The organism is Streptomyces sp. NPDC007164 (assembly GCF_040634135.1).
Classification (GTDB): domain Bacteria; phylum Actinomycetota; class Actinomycetes; order Streptomycetales; family Streptomycetaceae; genus Streptomyces; species Streptomyces sanglieri.
Genome location: NZ_JBEYFB010000009.1, coordinates 93,118 through 113,040 on the forward strand (window position 1 = coordinate 93,118; position 19,923 = coordinate 113,040).

The following is a 19,923-nucleotide window of genomic DNA, read 5'->3' on the forward strand; positions in this document are numbered from 1 at the left end:
CGATACGGCATGCGGTGGCCGACGTCCACCTTGCGAGACGGTAACGGAGAGTGCAACCATCGCTGTATCTCCCAGCCCTCGCAAGGTAGGTCGTCTGTGTCTGCTCAGCACATAGCCAAAGCCCGAACCACAGCAGTCGTGCTCGCCGGCGGTACCGGCCAGCGCGTGGGTCTGTCCATTCCCAAGCAGCTGCTGAAGATCGCAGGCAAGGCTGTCATCGAGCACACGCTGTCGATCTTCCAGCAGGCCGACTCCATCGACGACGTCATCGTGCTGATGGCTCCGGGCTATGTGCCCGACATCGAGAAGATCGTCGCCAAGGCCGGGCTCACCAAGGTCACCAAGGTGATCGAGGGCGGCTCGACGCGCAATGAGACCACCGAGCGTGCCATCGCGGCGCTCGGCGAGGGACTGGCCGAGGGCGAGGACCGCAACGTCCTCTTCCACGATGCCGTGCGCCCGCTGCTCTCGCGCCGCGTCATCAAGGACTGCGTCGACGCGCTGGACCGCTACCAGGCGGTCGACGTCGCCATCCCGTCCGCGGACACGATCATCGTGACCCGCACCCACGGCGGCGACGGCGAGTTCATCACCGATGTGCCCGACCGCTCCCGGCTGCGCCGGGGCCAGACGCCGCAGGCCTTCAAGCTCTCCACGATCCGCCGGGCCTACGAGGTCGCCGCCGGTGACCCGAACTTCCAGGCCACCGACGACTGTTCGGTCGTGCTCAAGTACCTCCCCGACGTACCGATCTACGTCGTGGCGGGCGACGAGTACAACATGAAGGTCACCCAGCCGGTCGACGTCTTCATCGCGGACAAGCTCTTCCAGCTGGCCTCCACGGCGGTTCCGCAGCCGACCGACGACGCCGCCTACCGCGAGCTGCTCACCGGCAAGACCCTCGTCGTCTTCGGCGGTTCGTACGGCATCGGCGCGGACATCGCGACGCTCGCCGAGTCCTACGGCGCCACCGTCTACGCCCTGGGCCGCTCCACCACCGGTACGCACGTGGAGAACCCCGAGCACATCGACGAGGCGCTCTCCAAGGCGTACGCCGACACCGGCCGTGTCGACTACGTGATCAACACCGCCGGCGTGCTCCGCATCGGCAAGCTGGCCGAGACGGACAGCGCGACCATCCAGGAAGCGCTGAACGTCAACTACCTGGCACCCGTGCAGATCGCCCGCGCCTCGTACAAGTACCTCGCCGAGACCAAGGGCCAGCTGCTGCTCTACACCTCCAGCAGCTACACCCGGGGCCGCGCGGAGTACAGCCTCTACTCGTCGACCAAGGCCGCCATGGTGAACCTCACCCAGGCGCTCTCGGACGAGTGGGCGGCCGACGGCGTGCGGGTGAACTGCGTGAACCCCGAGCGCACCGCCACCCCGATGCGCACCAAGGCGTTCGGCGACGAGCCCGCGGGCACGCTGCTGTCCTCCGAGGCGGTCGCCCGGACCTCGCTCGACGTCCTGCTCTCGGAGATGACCGGCCATGTCATCGACGTACGCCAGCAGGACCCGACCCGGGGCGCCTCCGAGGCATCCGGCTTCGAGCAGGCGCTTGCCGCTGTCCTGGACCGACAGGCCGATGTGTAATACTGCTTGACAATCGACTATTCGGACCCCTGCAGTCGCCGAGCGCGAACTGCAGGGGTCCGAATTCGTGAAGCTCTGCCTTCACAATCCCCTCGTAAGGTAAACAAGTCGGCACCCTCGGGAGCGGTACTTCGTGATTTCGAAAGCCATGCGTTTGGCTCGGGTGGGCAGCGGCTCGGAGCTGGCCGCCGCGGTCCTGGTGGCTCTGGGGTTCCCGTGCATAATGCTCGCGGCAATAATCCCCAATCTCTGGTTCTTCGCCGCGGCCACCGCGGTCACCTATCTCGCGGACCGGTATCTGCACCACTGCGGCAGCTATCTGATCAACCGGCTCGCCGCCGTCCGGGCCGGGCTCTCGATCCGCTTCCTGGTCCGTCAGCTGCTGCTCATCCTGCTGCTCTCCCGCATGGGATACGGCGAGGAGACGCTCTTCTACGTGACGGTCGCCTGCCTCCTGGCGTTCTACGGACTCCAGGCGCCGCAGAGCGCGATGGTCACCCTGATCCGGCTCCGCCGCAAGCTTCCGGTGGTCACCAGCAACATCGACCTGTCGGCGGTGCGGATAGCGGATGCCCCGCCGCAGAGCCTGATGAGCCGGCCCGCGGAGAAGATGCTGCACCTGGACGTCTTCGCGATCGTGGGCGTGCTGGTCGCCGTCGAGACCGGCAAGGACGTCATCGCGTACGCCGGCCTCGGCCTGACGCTCGTTCTCGCGGTCTGCTACCTGGTGGCGTTGCTGCCGTACGTCCGGCCGAGCCGGCTCGTACCGCCGGAGACCAAGGTCCTCAACGCGGTGGGCGACTGGCTCGCCGAGTACCGGCCGACCGTGATGCTGTACTTCTCCGGCTCCAAGGACTCCGCCTACCAGGTCAACATGTGGCTGGAGACCATGGCCCAGCTCGGCGGCCGGCCGATGATCCTGCTGCGTGAGCGCAACATCGTGCCGCAGCTCGCCACGACCTCGGTGCCGGTGCTCTGTGTGCCCGGTGGCGTGCACCTGATGAACCTGGACCTCTCGTCGGTGCGGGTCGCGCTCTACGCGGCCAACGTCGGCAAGAACATCCACCTGCTCCGGGTGCCGACGATGAAGCACGTCTTCATCGGTCACGGCGACAGCGACAAGATCGCCAGCGTCAACCCGTACAGCAAGGTCTACGACGAGGTGTGGACCGCGGGCCGGGCCGGCCGCGACCGCTACGCGCTGGCCGACGTCGGGGTGCGCGACGAGGACATCGTGGAGGTGGGCCGCCCGCAGCTGGCCGCCATCCGGTCCTGGTCCGGTACGCCGGGGAACCCGATCCCGACCGTGCTGTACGCCCCCACCTGGGAGGGCTGGGACGACAACCCGGGCAACACCTCGCTGCTGCTGGCCGGCGAGAACATCGTCAGGCGGCTGCTGGAGGCCGAGGAGCCGGTCCGGCTGCTGTACAAGCCGCACCCCTTCACCGGTACCCGCAGCGCCAAGGCCAAGGCCGTGCACCTGCGCATCACCGCGATGATCGAGCAGGCCGCGGCCCAGCGCGCCACCGACCCCCGCTGGGCGCAGGAGTCGGCCGCGCTGCAGGGCGAGCAGGCCAAGGCGCGGGCCGAGATGGTCCGGATCGAGGCGCGGCTGGCCGAGCTGACCGGCGGCGGCCGCACCGCCCGGGACGAGGCGGAGCTGTCCCGGGACTCGCTGGCCGACCCGGCGCGCGAGGCCGAGACGGCGAAGCTCAAGGACGAGTGGAACGCGGCGTCCTGGCGTGCCCAGGGCTGGTGGGAGCACCGGGTCATCACCGGCGCCCAGATGCGGCTCTACGACTGCTTCAACGAGTCGGACGCCATGGTCTCGGACATCTCCAGCGTGGTCTCCGACTTCATCGCGAGCGGCAAGCCGTACGCGGTCACGGACTCGGCCGAACTGGGCGAGGAGGAGTTCCGCCGGCAGAACACCGCCGTGCGCGCCGCGGTGATCCTGTCCAACTCGGCGGCCGAGCTGAAGGCCCTGCTCGCCGCGGTGAAGGACCCGGCCGCGGACACTCTGGCGGACGACCGGCGCGAGCTGAAGGAGTACCTCCTGGGTCCGGACGATCCCACCTCGATCGTGCAGTTCGACACGGCCGTGACGGCGCTCGCCGCCAAGTCCGACGCGCGGAACGCCGGGGTGGCGAAGAGTCTGGGTGAGCCCGTGGGCGGCTGATGAGCCGACCGTTTGCTTTACCTGATTGAGCAAGGCCCGGCATACCCCCGAGAGGGTTGTGCCGGGCCTTTGTGATGAGTGTCACCATTTGGCGGTGTGGCGTAAGACAACCAACGACCCGGGTCGACTGTCTTCTGTTTGTGTGAACGAGACGCAAATTCCTGACGTGACCGTGGTTGTCGGTGCATATGAGGCGATGCCCTACCTCATCCGTTGTCTCGAATCCGTGGAGGCGCAGACCATCGGTGCCGAACGGATCGAAATCGTCGCGGTCGACGACGGCTCCACCGATGGCACGGGCGAGTACCTGGAAGAATTCGCGGCGAGATCGCAGGTTCCGACCAGGGTGATCAGGCAGAAGAACTCCGGCGGCCCCAGCGGTCCGCGAAATGTGGGCCTCGGTCTGGCCCGTGGCCGCTATGTGTTCTTCCTGGACGCGGACGACTACTTCGGTGACGAGGCCCTGGAGCGGATGGTGGCCATGGCCGACCGGGCGGGCACCGATGTGGTGCTCGGCAAGGTGGTCGGTGTGAACCGGGGGGCGCCGCAGTCGATGTGGCGGGCCACCAAGGACCGGGTCGACGTCTACAACTCCAAGGTCATTTACACCCTGAGCGCCCAGAAGCTCTTCCGGCGTGAACTCCTGGAGCGGCTCTCCCTGAGATTCGACGAGAATCTCAGGACCGGCGAGGATGCTCTCTTCACGATGGAGGCATATCTGCGCGGCGCCGGCGTCTCGGTGATCTCCAATTACGTCTGCTATTACCTGGTGGGCCGCGACGACGGGAAGCACGTCACCAAGAGCGGCACCTATGAATGGCGCTTCGACTCGATGCGCGCCATGATGGCGCTCATTCACCGGATCGAACCCGCGGGCCCGAAAAGGGATTTCCTCATGGTCCGGCCCTTCACGGTGGGGATGCTCCAGCAGTTCGGCCCCGTGGTGCTGAAGGATTCGGAGGAAGTCCGCCGGCACAAAATGGAACTCGCGGCTCCGCTGATGGAAAAGTACTGGGACGACGGTGTGGCCCGGTTGATCAAGGTCTCCGAGCGGCTGCGTCTCGCCTGTGTGGCGCGGGGCAGGACGGATCTGCTGATCGAGGTGGTGCGGTACGTCCGGGCGAAGACGGTCCCGGACGTGGTCGGCTCGCGCGACGGCCGGACGCTCTATCTCGCGTATCCGCACTTCCGCGACCGGTCGGCGGGGCTGGCTGATTCCAGCTACGAGGTCACCGTGCCGGACTGGCACGACGGCAAGCGCATCGACCAGCCGAAGGTCGCCGCCCGCCGGGCCTCGCTGTCCCGCCGGGTGGCCCGCAAGGTGCGTCGCGACATACTGCGGTGGAAGGAACGGCTGAACGCGGCGTGACGGCCGCTCGTCCGCCCGGTGCGCGCGAATGAGCCGACCGGGCGGATGCACTGAAGAGCACATCGAGAAGCTCAGTAAAATCGTTCGGACGTCGCGCCCGCGACGGGACCGACAGAACACCATGGGGACTGGTCACGTGAAGGCTCTCGTACTATCCGGAGGGGCCGGCACCCGCCTGCGTCCCATCACACACACCTCGGCCAAGCAGCTGGTGCCCGTGGCGAACAAGCCCGTGCTCTTCTACGGCCTGGAAGCCATCGCGGAAGCCGGCATCACCGAGGTCGGCATCATCGTGGGCGACACCGCCCCCGAGATCCGCGAGGCGGTCGGCGACGGCTCCGCGCTCGGCATCGAGGTCACCTACATCCCGCAGGACGAGCCGCTCGGCCTCGCCCACGCGGTGCTGATCGCCCGCGACTTCCTGGCTGACGACGACTTCGTCATGTACCTCGGCGACAACTTCATCGTCGGCGGGATCACCGGTCTGGTGGACGAGTTCCGTACGGACAAGCCCGATGCGCAGATCCTGCTGACGCAGGTGCCCAACCCGACCTCCTTCGGTGTCGCGGAGCTCGACGCCGACGGCCGGGTGGCGGCGCTGGAGGAGAAGCCGAAGGAGCCCAAGAGCGATCTGGCGCTCGTCGGCGTCTACCTCTTCACCCCCGCCATCCACGAGGCGGTCCGGTCGATCGAGCCGTCCTGGCGCGGCGAGCTGGAGATCACCCACGCCATCCAGTGGCTGATCGACCAGAAGCGCGACGTGCGCTCCACCACGATCCGCGGCTACTGGAAGGACACCGGCAACGTCACCGACATGCTGGAGGTCAACCGGACCGTCCTGGAGGGCGTCGAGCCGTTCCAGGAGGGTGCCGACGTCGACGCGGACAGCGAGATCATCGGCCGGGTCCGGATCGAGCCGGGCGCCAAGGTCAGCGGCAGCCGCATCGTCGGGCCGGTGATCATCGGCGCCCGTTCGGTGATCAGCGGCGCGTACGTGGGCCCGTTCACCTCGGTCTCGGAGGACGTCCGCATCGAGGACAGCGAGATCGAGTACTCCATCGTTCTGCGGGGCGCCTCCATCGCCGGTGTCCGCCGCGTCGAGGCGTCGCTCATCGGCCGTGACGTCGAGGTGACCCCCGCCCCCCGTTCCCCGTCCGCCCACCGACTCGTGCTCGGCGACCACAGCAAGGTGCAGATCTCTTCATGACCACCAACATCCTGGTGACCGGCGGCGCCGGTTTCATCGGCTCGCACTACGTCCGTACGGTGCTCGGCCCCGAGGGTCCCGGCGACATCGCTGTCACCGTCCTCGACAAGCTCACCTACGCGGGCAACCCGGCCAACCTGGACGAGGTGCGCGACCACCCCGGTTTCCGGTTCGTGCAAGGTGACATCTGCGACCCGGAGCTGGTCGCCAAGCTGATGGCCGAGCACGACCAGGTGGTGCACTTCGCCGCCGAGTCGCATGTCGACCGGTCCATCGACGGCGGCGCCGAGTTCGTCCGTACCAACGTGGTGGGCACCCACACGCTGATCCACGCCGCGCACCTCGCGGGCATCAAGACCTTCGTGCACATCTCCACCGACGAGGTCTACGGCTCGATCGACGAGGGCTCCTGGCCCGAGACCCACCCGCTCGCGCCCAACTCGCCGTACTCCGCGGCCAAGGCGTCCAGCGACCTGATCGCGCTCTCGTACCACCGCACCCACGGCCTCGACGTGCGGGTGACCCGCTGCTCCAACAACTACGGGCACCACCACTTCCCCGAGAAGGTCATCCCGCTCTTCGTCACCAACCTGCTGGACGGCAAGACGGTCCCGCTCTACGGCGACGGCGCCAACGTCCGCGACTGGCTGCACATCGACGACCACGTCCAGGGCATCGAGCTGGTCCGCACCAGGGGCCGGGCCGGCGAGGTCTACAACATCGGCGGCGGCACCGAGCTGTCCAACAAGGAGCTCACCGGCCTGCTGCTGGACGCCTGCGGCGCCGACTGGGACACCAGCGTCACCTATGTCGAGGACCGCAAGGGCCACGACCGCCGCTACTCGGTCGACTGCACCAAGATCCGCGAGGAGCTCGGCTACGAGCCCCGCAAGGACTTCCGCACCGGCCTCGCCGAGACCGTGCAGTGGTACCGCGACAACCGCACCTGGTGGGAGCCGCTGAAGGACCGGGCCGCCCTGTGAGCGCCGTCTGGCTGGTCACCGGGGCCGCCGGGATGCTGGGCCAGGACGTCCTGGCCCGGCTCGCCGGTGAGGACGTCACCGCGGTCGCCGCGGACCGGGCGGCACTGGACGTCGCCGACCCGGAGTCGGTGCGGGCGACCTTCGCGAAGCACCGCCCGGCCGTCGTGGTGAACTGCGCCGCCTGGACCGCGGTCGATGACGCGGAGTCCCAGGAGGACGCCGCGCTGCGGGTCAACGGCACCGGCCCCGCCGTCCTCGCCGAGGCCTGCCGGGAGCACGGCGCCGTGCTCCTCCAGGTCTCCACCGACTACGTCTTCGCCGGTGACGGCGTCGAGCCGTACGCCGAGGACGACCCGACCGGGCCGCGCAGCGCCTACGGCCGCACCAAGCTGGCCGGCGAGCAGGCCGTGCTGAGCACCCTGCCGGAGACCGGCTACGTGGTCCGCACGGCCTGGCTGTACGGCGCGGGCGGCGGCAACTTCGTCCGTACGATGATCAAGCTGGAGGGCGTCAAGGACACCCTCGACGTGGTGGACGACCAGCGCGGTCAGCCCACCTGGACCGTCGATCTGGCCGACCGGCTGGTCCGGCTCGGACGGGCCGCCCTCGCGGGTGGCGCCCCGGCCGGTGTCTACCACGGCACCAGCGGCGGCGAGACGACCTGGTTCGGCTTCACCCGGGAGATCTTCCGGCTGCTCGGCACCGACCCCGAGCGGGTCCGTCCCACGACCAGCGAGGCCTTCGTCCGGCCTGCTCCCCGGCCCGCGTTCAGCGTGCTGGGCCATGACCGCTGGGCCGCGGCCGGGATCGAACCGGTCCGGGACTGGCGGGCGGCACTCACGGAAGCATTTCCGGCCCTTGTTGCGGCAGAGCGGGCGTGATCATCAATTGATCGCATAGATGATCAAATCTCGTTGAATTTCGACGATATCTACAACGAAGGTTTACATCAGGGAGAACGCTTACATCACAGTACGGTCATGAGGTAACTTCGCCGGGAACCGGACCAGTTGGTTTCCTCCGAAGGGCAGCTCCACGTGAACCGCCACGACTTCCTGCGCCATCTGCACCGCGTCTACCGGCCTCGGAACTATCTGGAGATCGGGGTCAACGACGGCAGAAGCCTGGCCCTCTCACGGGTCCCTTCCGTCGCCGTCGACCCCGCCTTCCGGGTCGTGACGGACATCAGTTGTGACGTCCACCTGGTCAGGGCGACGAGCGACGACTTCTTCGCCCGCAAGGATCCGCTGCTGCACCTGCGCAACGGCCGGAACCCGTTCCGGGCGCTGGCCCGCCGCGATCCGCTCAACGTCCTCGGAGGGGACCCGAAGCTGGAGCTGTCCTTCATCGACGGCATGCACCTCTTCGAGTACGCCCTGCGCGACTTCATGAACGTGGAGAAGCACTCCCGCTGGTCGAGCGTGATCATTCTCGACGACATGCTGCCGCGCGACGTCGACGAGGCGGCCCGCGACCGGCACACCAAGTACTGGACCGGCGACGTGTACAAGGTGGTGCAGGTGCTGCGCCGCTACCGCCCCGACCTGGTGGTCGTCGAGGTGGACACCGAACCGACCGGTGTGGTCGCCGTGTTCGGCGCCGACCCGGAGAACAACGTCCTGAAGAACGAGTACGACAAGATCATCGAGGAATTCGTCGTACCCGACCCGCAGGACGTGCCCGAAGAGGTACTCGTCCGCAAGAACGCGGTCCGGCCCGAGACGCTGCTGCGCGCCGACTTCTGGCCGGCCCTGGCCCGCGCCCGCAACCTGCACCGCTCGCGCTCGGCCTTCGCGCCGCTGCGCTCGCGCATCGAGGCAGTGACGGGCTGACCGTACCCGGACGACGCGAAGCCCCCGTGATCCGTACGGACCACGGGGGCTTCGGCGTATCGGCGCGGGCGGCTCAGCCGCGGGCGCGCAGCTGCGCGTAGTACGCCTGGCACGCCTCGTACGAGGGCAGCAGGCCCTGCTCCTCGGCCTCGGCCAGCGAGGGCGCCGCGGCGTCCTTGTCGGACAGCAGCGGGGTGATGCCCTCGGGCCACTCGATGCCCAGCTCCGGGTCGAGCGGGTTGATGCCGTGCTCCCGGCCGGGCGCGTAGCCCTCGGAGCACAGGTAGCTGACCGAGGCGTCGTCCGTCAGCGCCATGAAGGCATGGCCGAGCCCCTCGGCGAGGTAGACGGCGTGGTGGTCGACGTCGTCGAGCCGGACGGCCTCCCACCGCTTGTACGTGGGGGAGCCGACCCGGATGTCCACGATGACGTCGAGCACCGCGCCGCGCACGCACTTGACGTACTTCGCCTGGCTCGGCGGCACGTCGGCGAAGTGAACCCCGCGCAGCGTCCCCCGGCTGGAGATGGAGAAGTTGGCCTGCGCCAGACGCAGCGTGTGGCCGACGGCCTCGCTCAGCTCCGACGCCTTGAACCACTCGTGGAAGCTGCCGCGGCTGTCCGGGAAGACCTTGGGCTCATGCACCCAGGCCCCTTCGATGGAGAGCTGCCGCATGCGATCACGTCCTTGTTCTGTTGCTCGTGGCCGATGCGTTCGGCCGGTGTCCTGGTGGGAAACGTACGGCGGTACGGGCGCGGGTCAGCCGGTGAACCGGGCGGCCAGGCGGCGCGCCCGCTTGCGGCTCTTGGCCGGGAGCCTGCGCACGATCGGACCGCCGACGGTGCGCAGCGCGCGGCGCAGCCTCGCCTTCCGGCGCCTGCTGGTGATGCCGAGCATGATCCCGGGGTCGATCTCCGGCAGGCTCGCGGGCAGGGTGATCCGGCCGTTCTTGGCGACGGTGACGTCGCAGAGGTGGAACGCGGGGTTCTTGTCGCCGTCCAGCCGGACCGCGAGCTTCCACGTACCGGCCGGGACGCCCGGCGCGCGGTCGGGCACCGTGAGGTGGGCCCGGCCGTCGATGGGCCGCAGGGTGGTGCGGAGCTGGTGCGAGGAGCCGCCCGCCCCGCCCGACGGGCTCAGGACCAGGGTGGTCGGGGACGTGCCGGTGCCGTCGGCGGTGAAGAGGTCCAGCCGGAGCTCGGAGCGGCCGGGGGACCGCTGGAGCGGACGCCCTTCGAGGTATTCGGCCAGCTTCTTGGCGCGCCGGGCCACATCGAGGGTGATGTTGCCGTGCGGGTCGGTGAAGTACGGGATGACGGCGCGGGCCGGCGAACCCAGCGAGGCGGGCAGGCAGGCCGCGTCCACCTCCGGGGCGCGGTCGGCGCCGAGCCGGGCCTTGCGGACCAGGCCGAGGCCGCGCAGCGGCACCCAGACGTCCCAGAAGCCGCGCGACACCCGGCCGCGGCCCTTGACCGCCTCCGAGCCGATCTGGCCGCTGCCGTGCAGGACGACCTCGCAGACGTCGTCGCCGAGCTCCTCGACCCGGGCGGTGAAGCTCGCGGGGCAGGACCACTCGACGGCGGTCTCACGGTTGCGCAGCGACAGCTCGGCGGAGAATCCGGACATGTCGTCGGTGACGTCCAGGAGTTCGCCGTCCGGCAGCAGGCCCTCGGTGATGTCGGGGTGCAGGAAGTAGCGCCCGTCGCGGCGCAGCAGCGTCAGCGGCCTCTGGTCCTCGCCGTGGACGAGGCGGCCGCTGATGGTGAGGTCGATCCGGCCGTCCGGCCGCCAGGCGAAGTCCTCCAGGCGGGCCGCCGCCTTGACCGACGCGGCGAACCGGGAGATCCGGACCAGGCCCTGGCGGTCGTTGTTGCGCAGCAGCGTGGAGCGCAGCCGGAGCACCGGGCCGAGCCCGTCGTGCACCCCGTCGTCCATGAAGTCGGTGGCCAGGCCCTGGACGGCGTCGCACATCTCGTCCAGGTACTCGGGGGCGTACTTGAGGACGGCCGGCTCGCTGAGCCGGCCGAGCATCTCGACGCGGTAGAAGCGGCGCAGCAGCATGTCCCGGAACTCGCCGGGCTCGGTGTTGTCCACGACGACGTCGAGGACCTCACGGAGGTTGCCGTAGTAGCCGGACGGCACGATCTTCGCCGATCCGGCGTTCTGGCCGTCGTCCCGCCGGGAGTAGTAGTAGCAGGTGTAGTTGCCGAGGATCGAGACGACCTTGGCGGGGAAGTACGCCTGCATCATGTAGAGCTGGTCCTCAAGTCGGCGCTTGCCCTCGGGGTAGGCGATGCCGTTCTCGCGGAGGAACTCCGTACGGAACATCTTGTGCGGCGTGAGGCTGTCGTACAGGGGCGCGTCGTGCAGGGTGCACTTCTCGCGGTTCTTCTTGAACACGCCGTGCGGGACGCCGCGGAAGTTGCTCGCCACCTTGCCGATGACGATGTCCGAACCGTTGCGGTGGCCCATGTCGTACAGCCGCTGCAGGGCGCCGGAGGCGAGATAGTCGTCCTGGTCGACGAACTGGACGTACTCGCCCTTCGCCTCGTCCACACCGATGTTGCGGGGCTTCCCGGGCCATCCGGAGTTCGGGATGGTGATCACACGGAAATGCGGATGCTCCCCGGCCAGCTTTTCGAGCCGCTCACGCGTGTCGTCCGTCGAGCCATCGTTGACGAAGAGGACTTCGAATTCCCCTGCCGGGAGGGTCTGTCGCAGCAGCGAGTCGATGCAGGGGTCGATGTACTTGCCCGGGTTGTATACAGGAATGACGACACTTACTTTGACTGGCATTGCTGCTGTCCCATGTCTGTGAGAAGTCCCTCTGGCCGGCGGCGGATGCGAGGCCTGCTGCAGAAAATGGCATAGGAAGCCACCCGCCGTTCACCCTATCGGCTGTTAGATGACTCAGACGCCTCAACGGTTGCTCATGCAGACCCGGCGCGATCCTGCCGACAGTGTGCGGACGCGAGGGTCCAGAGGGCGGAACACCCGGGCGCCGGATTCGCCGCTCGCGTAGATTGCGGGGGCTGGGCGAGGCCGAATCATTGGGGATGGACGTGGCAGGGGCAAGGCAGGGCGTCACAGAGGCCCGCAGGATCGTGGTCAAGGTCGGTTCCTCATCCCTCACCACCGCGGCCGGCGGCCTCGACGCGGACCGCGTCGACGCGCTCGTCGACGTACTGGCCAAGGTGCGCAGCGGCGGGGAGCGCGAGATCGTGCTCGTCTCCAGCGGCGCCATCGCGGCCGGGCTCGCCCCACTCGGCCTGCTGCGCCGGCCCAAGGACCTGGCGAGGCAGCAGGCCGCCGCCAGCGTCGGCCAGGGACTGCTCGTCGCCCGCTACACCGCCTCCTTCGCACGGTACGGCGTACGCGTCGGCCAGGTGCTGCTGACCAGCAACGACACCAGCCGCCGCGCCCACTACCGCAACGCCTACCGCACCCTCGACCAGCTCCTGGACATGGGCGCGCTCCCGGTCGTCAACGAGAACGACACCGTCGCCACCGACGAGATCCGGTTCGGCGACAACGACCGGCTCGCGGCCCTGGTCGCCCACCTCGTCCGCGCGGATCTGCTGGTCCTGCTCTCCGACGTGGACGGCCTCTACAACGGCGACCCCAGCACTCCGGGCACCTCGCGGGTTGCCGAAGTGACCGGTCCCGACGACCTCGCGGGCGTCACCATCGGCAGCGCCGGGAAGGCGGGCGTCGGCACCGGCGGCATGGTCACCAAGGTCGAGGCGGCCAGGATCGCCACCGCGGCCGGAGTCCCCGTCGTCCTCACCTCGGCGAGCCGGGCCGCCGACGCCCTGGCCGGCCGCGACACCGGCACGTACTTCCACCGCACCGGACGCCGCTCGGCGGACCGGCTGCTCTGGCTCGCCCACGCCTCCACCCCGCAGGGTTCGCTGACCCTGGACGACGGGGCCGTGCAGGCGGTCGTCGAACGCCACAGCTCGCTGCTGCCCGCCGGAATCGCCTCGGTCGAGGGGGAGTTCACCGCCGGTGACCCGGTGGAGCTGCGCGATCTCGAAGGCCGGCCGGTGGCCCGCGGACTCGTCAATTTCGACTCCAAGGAGATCCCGCAACTACTCGGCCGTTCCACCCGCGACCTGGCACGGGAGCTAGGCCCGGCGTACGAGCGCGAGATCGTACACAGGGACGATCTGGTCGTACTGCACGGCTGACAAACCCCTGAAACGACTGAAAGTCCAGCCTCGGGGCAGAGACCTTCACGAAAACCGCCCCATCCCCGGCCGCGGGCTGGTCAACTTTGTAACGGGGAAACAGCGGGGTACAGCACAGCGAACGCATTCACAGGAGGCCGCCGGTGAGACGAGCGCGCCCGGGGGCGCCGCCCCGAGGAACGGGTGGCCGGGCCCTGACCAGCGTCGGAGCCGGTACAGGCTTCGACGGGAGCCGGACCAAGGAGCAGGGGGACGACCGGACCACCGGGTCCGAGCAGACGGTGGTGAAGGAGGAACGCACCCCGTCGAGGCTGTGGCACATCACGCTCAGCGTCTCGGGAACCGCCACCCCGCTGACGGAGATCAGACGCGGACTCGAACAGCTCGCGCACGACCATCCCTTCCTGCTGACCAGCAGGTACGCCGACGACCACGCGGAGATCCGCTACTGGGAAGAGGCCCGCGATCTGCACGACGCGGCGGCCGTCGCGCTGCGGCTGTGGGGCGAGCACCGTTCCACGGCCAAGCTCCCGCCCTGGGAGATCGTCGGTCTGGAGGTCATCGACCGGGAGACGTACCACCAGCGCATCGCCGAGGGGTACGGGCCGCCTCCGGCAGCCCCGGTGGGGGTGCACCCGTACTGATCCCGGCGGCCTCCGGGGCGGCGGCTCCGGGGGCCGGGGTGGCGGAGCGGCGGGGTGCCGGGGCGCTGCCACCGGTGGGTCGCCGACGGGGAGCCGCCATCGGGGGAGCCGTCGGCGGGGAGCTGTCGGTGGGGAGCTGTCTCGCATCACGGGATACGTGCCGGATGCCCGTAGTGTGCGCACTACCCTGCGGACATGACCACGCTCTCGCCGTACGACAACATGTCCCCGGTCGCCCAGGCCGCCTACCGGGCACGTTCCGCCGCCGCCGACATCGCGCCGCTGCCGCGCGCGGCGAAGGACGACGCGCTGCTGGCCATCGCGGACGCGCTGGAGGTGCGGACGGCCGAGATCGTCACGGCCAACGCCGAGGACGTCGCCCGCGCCCGGGAGGCCGGTACCAGCGAGTCGATCATCGACCGGCTCACCCTCACTCCGGAGCGGATCCGCGCGATCGCCGCCGATGTGCGGGACGTGGCGGCCCTGCCCGACCCGGTGGGCGAGGTCGTCCGCGGCTCGACCCTGCCCAACGGCATCGACCTGCGACAGGTCCGCGTGCCGCTCGGCGTGGTCGGGATCATCTACGAGGCCCGGCCCAATGTGACGGTCGACGCCGCCGCCCTCTGCCTGAAGTCCGGCAACGCCGTCCTGCTGCGCGGCTCGTCCTCCGCGTACTCCTCCAACGTCGCGCTGGTACGGGTGCTGCGCGACGCCGTCGGCGGCTCCGGGCTCCCGGCCGACGCGGTGCAGCTGGTCCCGGGCGAGAGCCGTGACTCGGTGCGGGAACTGATGCGGGCCCGCGGCCTGGTCGACGTCCTCATCCCGCGCGGCGGCGCCTCGCTGATCCGCACGGTGGTCGAGGAATCCACCGTTCCGGTCATCGAGACCGGCACCGGCAACTGCCATGTGTACGTGGACGCGCGGACCGACCTCGACATGGCCGTGGACATCCTGATCAACTCCAAGGCGCAGCGCCCGAGCGTCTGCAACGCCGCCGAGACGCTCCTGGTCCACAAGGACGTCGCCGCGCAGTTCCTGCCGCGCGCCCTGGACGCACTGGCCGACGCGGGCGTGACCGTCCACGGCGACGAGCGGGTCCTCGAATACGCCGCTGGGTCCAAGGCCACCGTGGTCGAGGCGACGGCGGAGGACTGGGAGACGGAGTACCTCTCCTACGACATCGCCGCGGCCGTCGTGGAGTCGCTGGACGCGGCCGTCGCCCACATCCGGCTGTGGTCCTCCGGCCACACCGAGGCGATCGTGACCACCTCGCAGGCCGCGGCCCGCCGCTTCACCCAGCTGGTGGACTCTACGACGGTGGCCGTCAACGCGTCCACCCGCTTCACCGACGGCAGTCAGTTCGGCTTCGGCGCCGAGATCGGCATCTCCACGCAGAAGCTGCACGCCAGGGGCCCGATGGGCCTGCCGGAGCTCACCTCGACGAAGTACATCGTCACGGGCGACGGCCATGTCCGGTGACCTTCCCGGGCCGGTGAATGTTGCGGGCTCCCTGCCCAGAACGTCCCGGCGGGTCTAGTCTGTGGCCGTGCCGGACGACGTGGGGGGCAGGCCGTTCCCGGACGGCTGGGAGCCCGACGACGACCGCGGGGGCGCGGACGAGGACTTCGCCTCCGTGGTGTTCGACGAGGACTTCGTACGGGCCGCCGAGATCCATGAGCCGACCGCTGTGGAGCGGCTGCTGGCGGCCGCCCAGGCGCGTGCCGAGGCCGAGGCATCCCGGGCGCGATCGGGCGGCGGCCCGATGGACGACGAGCTCTACGACGACGGGTACGGCCCCGGCGAGTACAGCCGCGGGGGTGCCTACGACGACCCGCTGGACCCCGATGACGACGCGTACGGCAGCGGCGGCCCCTACGGGCGCCACGGCGGCGCTCTGCGGCCGTACCGGGGTGCGGCGCGCTGGCACCGGCCGGTGGCCTGGCTGCTCGCCGTGCTGATGGGCATCGGGATGGTCGCGCTGGCCTTCAGCGCCGTCTACCGCAACACCTCCGGAAGCCGCCAGGACCCCGCCCCGCCGCCCGCCACGACCGGCGTGGACAGCGCTCCGGGCTCCGCCCCCGACGCCACCCCACCGGCCCCCACGGGCTATCTGCGCCCCACAGTGTCCGCGATCCCCCACACGGACTGAGACACGCAGCGCCCGGGGAGCGGGCCAGCCGGGGAGCGTGCGGGCCGAGGCGCGGGTTGACCGGGGAGCGCGCTGGCCGAGGAGCGTACGGGCCTGCCCGCGAGCCGGAACGGGGTGCCCGCAGGGCCCCGGCGGAGCTACCGGCCGATTCTCCTGTTTCTCCCGTGGTTCGCTCGCGGCTGGGCGTTTATCGCGGTCGCAATCGACCTACCCTGAAGGTGTGACCCCTCTCTTCGAGGGGGCTTCTCACTCGTCCGTACATGCGCAGTCGTGCGACGTCATACGAACTCATGACGGGCAGGCCCTGTCCGAAGCCATTCGGCCGAAGCAGAGCGAAGCGTTCCGGCCCCGGCCGGTGACGTGCAGTCGGGAGAAGTCATGGCAGGCCGCGGAGAACCACCAGAAGGTCCGCCCGAGAGTCCGACGGGCGGCGGTGAGGACGAGTACAGGTCGCTCGTCTTCGACGAGTCGTTCGTGCGCGCTGCCCGGCTGCAGGAATTCTCCGCCCAGGAGCGCATGGAGGACCACGCCCCCGCCGTACGCAGCCTGCCGGCCCGACGCCTGCGCACCGGCCCCCGGGCCGCCATCGCCCTGGTCCTCCTGATCGCCCTGGCCTTCGGAATGGCCGTGTACATGGGCCTCCGCCACCCCTACGAGGCGCCCGTCGGCAGACGGGCCGAACCGTTGAGATCGACTGTCGTGCCCCTGGCACCACAGGGCGCCGTACCGGGCGGCACCGCTGCCGCCCTCCTCGCCAGGAGCCCCGCCGCCCACTTCGGAACAGGTGCCGAAGGCATCAATCTGCCGGCGGTCAGGCGGACCGACAACTTCTCCGACAGTCAGGTGGCGACGGCCCTGACCACCGTTAAGGACTATCTGGTGGCCTCCTCGCTCGACTCCGACGTGCTCAACGGCACCGCGGCCCGCCCGGTGGAGATGCTGCTCGACCCGGATCAGACGGCCCAGTTCGAGCGCAGCATGAACCGGCCGCGGGACGACGGGCAGCACGCCGCCACCGGGTGGCTGGTGCGATTCGACCCGGCGAAGGTGGCCCTGGCCTCCCCGGACATTCGGGTCAGCGGAACTCTGAGTTACACCGAGGAGGGCTCCGACACACTGGAGGTGGTGTCGGACCACACCTTCACCTACACGCTCCGCCCGGCCGACCCGGGGTCCCAACCGACGGACGGCGCCTCGCTCTTCACCGTACGGCGCGAGCTGCACTTCCGCTTCGACCGGGAGGACCTGCGGCTGCACCGGCTGGAGCTGCGCAGCAGCTACGTCCAGGCCGGACCGCAGTCGTGCCCGGCCGACACCACCGGTGCGCTGCGCCCGCTGCTCGCCGGGCAGCACGCCGTCTCCCGCGACCCCGCGGGCACCGACCCGTACACGACGGGCCGGCCCACGGCGGCGCTGTGCGGAACCCTGACGGTCAGCTCCCCGCAGGCCCCGACCCGGACCCCGGCCCATCAGGATTCCGGGGCTCCTCCGGCCCCGCAGAGTCCGCCGAGCCGTCCGTAGCGCCGCCCCTGCCCGCCGAGCCGTCCGTAGAGCTGCCCCTGCCCGCCGAGCCGCCCTGCCCGGTGAACTTGTCACGGAGCTTGCCGCCCAGGTCCCCGGCGCCGCCCGCTATGTCGCCCACCAGCTTCATCAGCGGATCCTTGCTGGTGCGCACCGTGTCCGCGTAGTGGGCCGCGGACTCCCGGAAGGAGTCGGTCACCGAGGTGTCCTTGTCCTCGTCGCGCCGCGGGTAGTGGCCGTCCATGATCCGCTGGTAGTCACGGGTCTCGGACCACTTCTTCAGCTCGGCCGCGCGCACCGTGGTGAACGGGTGCGAGCGGGGCAGCAGGTTGAGGATCTTGAGCACCGAGTCCCGCAGATCGCCGCCCTTCTCGTACTCGTCGGCCTGGGCGAGGAAGGCGTCCACGTTCATCTCGTGCAGATGGTTGCCGCCCGCGATCTTCATCAGACCGCGCATCGAGGCCCGCAGATCCTGGCCGACGAGCAGCCCGGCCCGGTCGGCCGACAGCTCGGACTTGCGGAACCACTCGCGCAGTGCCGTCACGATCGCCATGATCGCGACGTTGCCGAGCGGGATCCAGGCGACTTTCAACGCGATATTGGTGAGGAACAGAAGAATCGTGCGGTACACCGCGTGGCCGGAGAGCGCGTGTCCCACCTCGTGGCCGACGACGGCCCGCATCTCCTCCTCGTCGAGCAGCTCCACCAGCCCCGTCGTCACCACGATGATCGGCTCGTCGAGGCCGATGCACATGGCATTGGGCTGTGGGTCCTGGGTGACGTACATCGGCGGGACCTTCTCCAGGTCCAGGATGTAACAGGCATCGCGGAGCATGTCGTTGAGATGGGCGAACTGCGCGTCGCTCACCCGGACGGAGTCGGAGAGGAAGAGCAGTCGCAGACTGCGCTCGGGCAACAGGCCGCTCAGCGTCTTGAACACGGTGTCGAAACCGCTCAGCTTGCGCAGGGCCACCAGGGCCGAGCGGTCCGCCGGGTGTTCGTAGGCCCGGGACGAGATCCCTGCGAAGCGCCTGCGCTGCCTGCTCGGCACGTTCTCGTGGCTCTCGTGGCTGTGTTCGGTCATGAATGGGCCCCCTGTTCGTACGAGATGTCGCTCGCCCCCTGACAAATCCCAGCGTAGGTGCTGGGGCTACGGTGTGCGGGGGGCTGTGGATAACTGAGGAGACGCCCGACATGCCGCAAACCGTTGCTCTGCTCGCCGCCGCATCCGGGGACCAGGGGCCCGGCAACACGCTCCGTATCGTGCTGCTCGCCTCGCTCGTCGGAGCAGTGCTGCTCGGCTGGTTCCTGCTCCGCGGATACCGCAACGACGACAACAACGACTGAGTCGGCGTGAGCGTGCCCGGGGCGCACGCATACGATGTGCGCGACGTCTTCCTTCCGACTCCCGATCGATAGGTCCTGCCGAAGATGAGCCTCACGAGCACCGCACACCAGCTGGTCACTCTCGCCTCCGAGGGCGGCGAGCACGGTGGCAACCACGAAAGCCTCAGCCCGTACGTGACCGGCGGCGGTGCGTTCATCGCGCTGCTGCTCCTGCTGTGGATCACCACCCGTTTCAACCGCGACCGCTGAAGCGAAGGCGAACAGCTGTGCCAGTAGGCTCTGCACGCATGGGAGAGCAGGAAGTGCCTACCGGCCGCGGAAAGCGCCGACTCGGCGTGATGGGCGGGACGTTTGACCCGATTCATCATGGACACCTGGTGGCGGCCAGTGAAGTGGCCGCCCAGTTCCACCTCGACGAGGTGATCTTCGTGCCGACCGGGCAGCCGTGGCAGAAGAGCCACAAGCACGTCTCCCCGGCCGAGGACCGTTATCTGATGACGGTCATCGCGACGGCGTCCAACCCGCAGTTCTCGGTCAGCCGGAGCGACATCGACCGCAGCGGCCCCACGTACACCATCGATACGCTGCGGGACCTGCGCGCGATCCACGGCGACGCGGACCTCTTCTTCATCACCGGTGCCGACGCGCTCTCCCAGATCCTCACCTGGCGGGACGCGGACGAACTGTTCTCGCTCTCCCACTTCATCGGCGTGACGCGGCCGGGACACGTGCTCACGGACGCCGGACTGCCGGAGGGTGGGGTCTCCCTCGTGGAGGTTCCCGCGCTCGCTATCTCGTCCACGGACTGCCGTGAGAGGGTCGCGCAGGGGGATCCGGTCTGGTACCTGGTGCCGGACGGTGTGGTCCGCTACATCGACAAGCGCCAGCTGTACCGCGGCGAATGAGCG

At 69.4% G+C, this 19,923-nt stretch carries 18 protein-coding genes; 15 read left to right on the forward strand and 3 right to left on the reverse strand.

Annotation, left to right across the window (positions count from 1 at the left end; translation table 11 throughout):
* The first annotated feature begins 96 nt into the window (after window positions 1-96).
* From ABZ622_RS15060 to ABZ622_RS15090, 7 genes are all read left to right on the forward strand, one after another.
* Window positions 97-1,596, forward strand: a complete 1,500-nt coding sequence (locus ABZ622_RS15060; protein WP_360543115.1) for a bifunctional cytidylyltransferase/SDR family oxidoreductase — start codon at window positions 97-99, stop codon at window positions 1,594-1,596.
* Window positions 1,597-1,744: 148 nt separating this feature from the next.
* On the forward strand, window positions 1,745-3,775 hold the full coding sequence (locus tag ABZ622_RS15065; RefSeq protein WP_360543117.1) for a hypothetical protein: 2,031 nt from the start codon (window positions 1,745-1,747) through the stop codon (window positions 3,773-3,775).
* Window positions 3,776-3,932: 157 nt separating this feature from the next.
* A complete protein-coding gene (locus ABZ622_RS15070) occupies window positions 3,933-5,144 on the forward strand; it encodes a glycosyltransferase family 2 protein (RefSeq protein ID WP_360543279.1) in 1,212 nt (403 codons plus the stop codon).
* Window positions 5,145-5,280: 136 nt separating this feature from the next.
* The gene (locus tag ABZ622_RS15075) at window positions 5,281-6,351 is read left to right on the forward strand and encodes a glucose-1-phosphate thymidylyltransferase (RefSeq protein WP_360543119.1); all 1,071 of its coding nucleotides are present in this window, start codon (window positions 5,281-5,283) and stop codon (window positions 6,349-6,351) included.
* The gene (gene rfbB / locus ABZ622_RS15080) at window positions 6,348-7,334 is read left to right on the forward strand and encodes a dTDP-glucose 4,6-dehydratase (RefSeq protein ID WP_360543121.1); all 987 of its coding nucleotides are present in this window, start codon (window positions 6,348-6,350) and stop codon (window positions 7,332-7,334) included. Before ABZ622_RS15075 ends, rfbB begins: the two co-directional genes overlap by 4 nt.
* Window positions 7,331-8,215 carry a dTDP-4-dehydrorhamnose reductase gene (gene rfbD / locus ABZ622_RS15085; protein WP_360543123.1) on the forward strand — a complete coding sequence of 295 codons (885 nt, stop codon included), beginning with the start codon at window positions 7,331-7,333 and terminating at the stop codon, window positions 8,213-8,215. The genes rfbB and rfbD overlap by 4 nt, the downstream gene beginning before the upstream one ends.
* A gap of 156 nt (window positions 8,216-8,371) precedes the next feature.
* Window positions 8,372-9,166 (forward strand): class I SAM-dependent methyltransferase, encoded by a 795-nt coding sequence (locus ABZ622_RS15090; RefSeq protein WP_360543125.1) that lies wholly within the window; start codon window positions 8,372-8,374, stop codon window positions 9,164-9,166.
* A gap of 73 nt (window positions 9,167-9,239) precedes the next feature.
* Here the strand turns inward: ABZ622_RS15090 and rfbC are convergent, their stop codons facing one another.
* Window positions 9,240-9,839: a dTDP-4-dehydrorhamnose 3,5-epimerase gene (gene rfbC / locus ABZ622_RS15095; protein WP_266915885.1), complete on the reverse strand. Its 600-nt coding sequence runs from the start codon at window positions 9,837-9,839 to the stop codon at window positions 9,240-9,242.
* An 84-nt stretch (window positions 9,840-9,923) separates the two neighbouring features.
* On the reverse strand, window positions 9,924-11,960 hold the full coding sequence (locus ABZ622_RS15100; RefSeq protein ID WP_360543127.1) for a glycosyltransferase family A protein: 2,037 nt from the start codon (window positions 11,958-11,960) through the stop codon (window positions 9,924-9,926).
* A gap of 308 nt (window positions 11,961-12,268) precedes the next feature.
* Between ABZ622_RS15100 and proB the strand changes: the two genes are divergently transcribed.
* The 5 genes from proB to ABZ622_RS15125 all read left to right on the forward strand — a co-directional run bounded on the left by proB (window position 12,269) and on the right by ABZ622_RS15125 (window position 17,668).
* Window positions 12,269-13,354: a glutamate 5-kinase gene (gene proB, locus ABZ622_RS15105; protein WP_360543281.1), complete on the forward strand. Its 1,086-nt coding sequence runs from the start codon at window positions 12,269-12,271 to the stop codon at window positions 13,352-13,354.
* Window positions 13,355-13,497: 143 nt separating this feature from the next.
* Window positions 13,498-13,998, forward strand: coding sequence for a hypothetical protein (locus ABZ622_RS15110; protein ID WP_360543129.1), 501 nt, complete (start codon window positions 13,498-13,500; stop codon window positions 13,996-13,998).
* Between the two features lie 195 nt (window positions 13,999-14,193).
* Complete coding sequence (locus tag ABZ622_RS15115) at window positions 14,194-15,477, forward strand: glutamate-5-semialdehyde dehydrogenase (RefSeq protein ID WP_360543131.1); 1,284 nt, start codon at window positions 14,194-14,196, stop codon at window positions 15,475-15,477.
* 67 nt (window positions 15,478-15,544) lie between these two features.
* Window positions 15,545-16,147: a hypothetical protein gene (locus ABZ622_RS15120; RefSeq protein ID WP_360543133.1), complete on the forward strand. Its 603-nt coding sequence runs from the start codon at window positions 15,545-15,547 to the stop codon at window positions 16,145-16,147.
* 378 nt (window positions 16,148-16,525) lie between these two features.
* Window positions 16,526-17,668, forward strand: a complete 1,143-nt coding sequence (locus tag ABZ622_RS15125; RefSeq protein ID WP_360543135.1) for a hypothetical protein — start codon at window positions 16,526-16,528, stop codon at window positions 17,666-17,668.
* On the opposite strand, the gene ABZ622_RS15130 is transcribed toward ABZ622_RS15125, so the two are convergent.
* On the reverse strand, window positions 17,580-18,752 hold the full coding sequence (locus tag ABZ622_RS15130; RefSeq protein ID WP_360543137.1) for a M48 family metallopeptidase: 1,173 nt from the start codon (window positions 18,750-18,752) through the stop codon (window positions 17,580-17,582). The genes ABZ622_RS15125 and ABZ622_RS15130 overlap by 89 nt on opposite strands.
* Before the next feature lie 110 nt (window positions 18,753-18,862).
* On the opposite strand from ABZ622_RS15130, the gene ABZ622_RS15135 reads away from it, so the two are divergent.
* From ABZ622_RS15135 to nadD, 3 genes are all read left to right on the forward strand, one after another.
* Window positions 18,863-19,015, forward strand: coding sequence for a hypothetical protein (locus ABZ622_RS15135; protein WP_259927464.1), 153 nt, complete (start codon window positions 18,863-18,865; stop codon window positions 19,013-19,015).
* Window positions 19,016-19,099: 84 nt separating this feature from the next.
* On the forward strand, window positions 19,100-19,264 hold the full coding sequence (locus ABZ622_RS15140) for a hypothetical protein (protein ID WP_164495212.1): 165 nt from the start codon (window positions 19,100-19,102) through the stop codon (window positions 19,262-19,264).
* Between the two features lie 38 nt (window positions 19,265-19,302).
* Entirely contained in the window at window positions 19,303-19,920 is a 618-nt protein-coding gene (gene nadD / locus ABZ622_RS15145) for a nicotinate-nucleotide adenylyltransferase (RefSeq protein WP_124717753.1), read from the forward strand.
* Window positions 19,921-19,923: the final 3 nt, after the last annotated feature.

Coding starts and splice junctions, on each gene's coding strand:
- ABZ622_RS15100 (WP_360543127.1), bottom strand. CDS start 11,960: ATGCCAGTCAAAGTAAGTGTCGTCATTCCTGTATACAACCCGGGCAAG.
- ABZ622_RS15125 (WP_360543135.1), top strand. CDS start 16,526: ATGGCAGGCCGCGGAGAACCACCAGAAGGTCCGCCCGAGAGTCCGACG.
- ABZ622_RS15065 (WP_360543117.1), top strand. CDS start 1,745: ATGCGTTTGGCTCGGGTGGGCAGCGGCTCGGAGCTGGCCGCCGCGGTC.
- nadD (WP_124717753.1), top strand. CDS start 19,303: ATGGGAGAGCAGGAAGTGCCTACCGGCCGCGGAAAGCGCCGACTCGGC.
- ABZ622_RS15115 (WP_360543131.1), top strand. CDS start 14,194: ATGACCACGCTCTCGCCGTACGACAACATGTCCCCGGTCGCCCAGGCC.
- rfbB (WP_360543121.1), top strand. CDS start 6,348: ATGACCACCAACATCCTGGTGACCGGCGGCGCCGGTTTCATCGGCTCG.
- rfbC (WP_266915885.1), bottom strand. CDS start 9,839: ATGCGGCAGCTCTCCATCGAAGGGGCCTGGGTGCATGAGCCCAAGGTC.
- ABZ622_RS15130 (WP_360543137.1), bottom strand. CDS start 18,752: ATGACCGAACACAGCCACGAGAGCCACGAGAACGTGCCGAGCAGGCAG.
- ABZ622_RS15135 (WP_259927464.1), top strand. CDS start 18,863: ATGCCGCAAACCGTTGCTCTGCTCGCCGCCGCATCCGGGGACCAGGGG.
- ABZ622_RS15140 (WP_164495212.1), top strand. CDS start 19,100: ATGAGCCTCACGAGCACCGCACACCAGCTGGTCACTCTCGCCTCCGAG.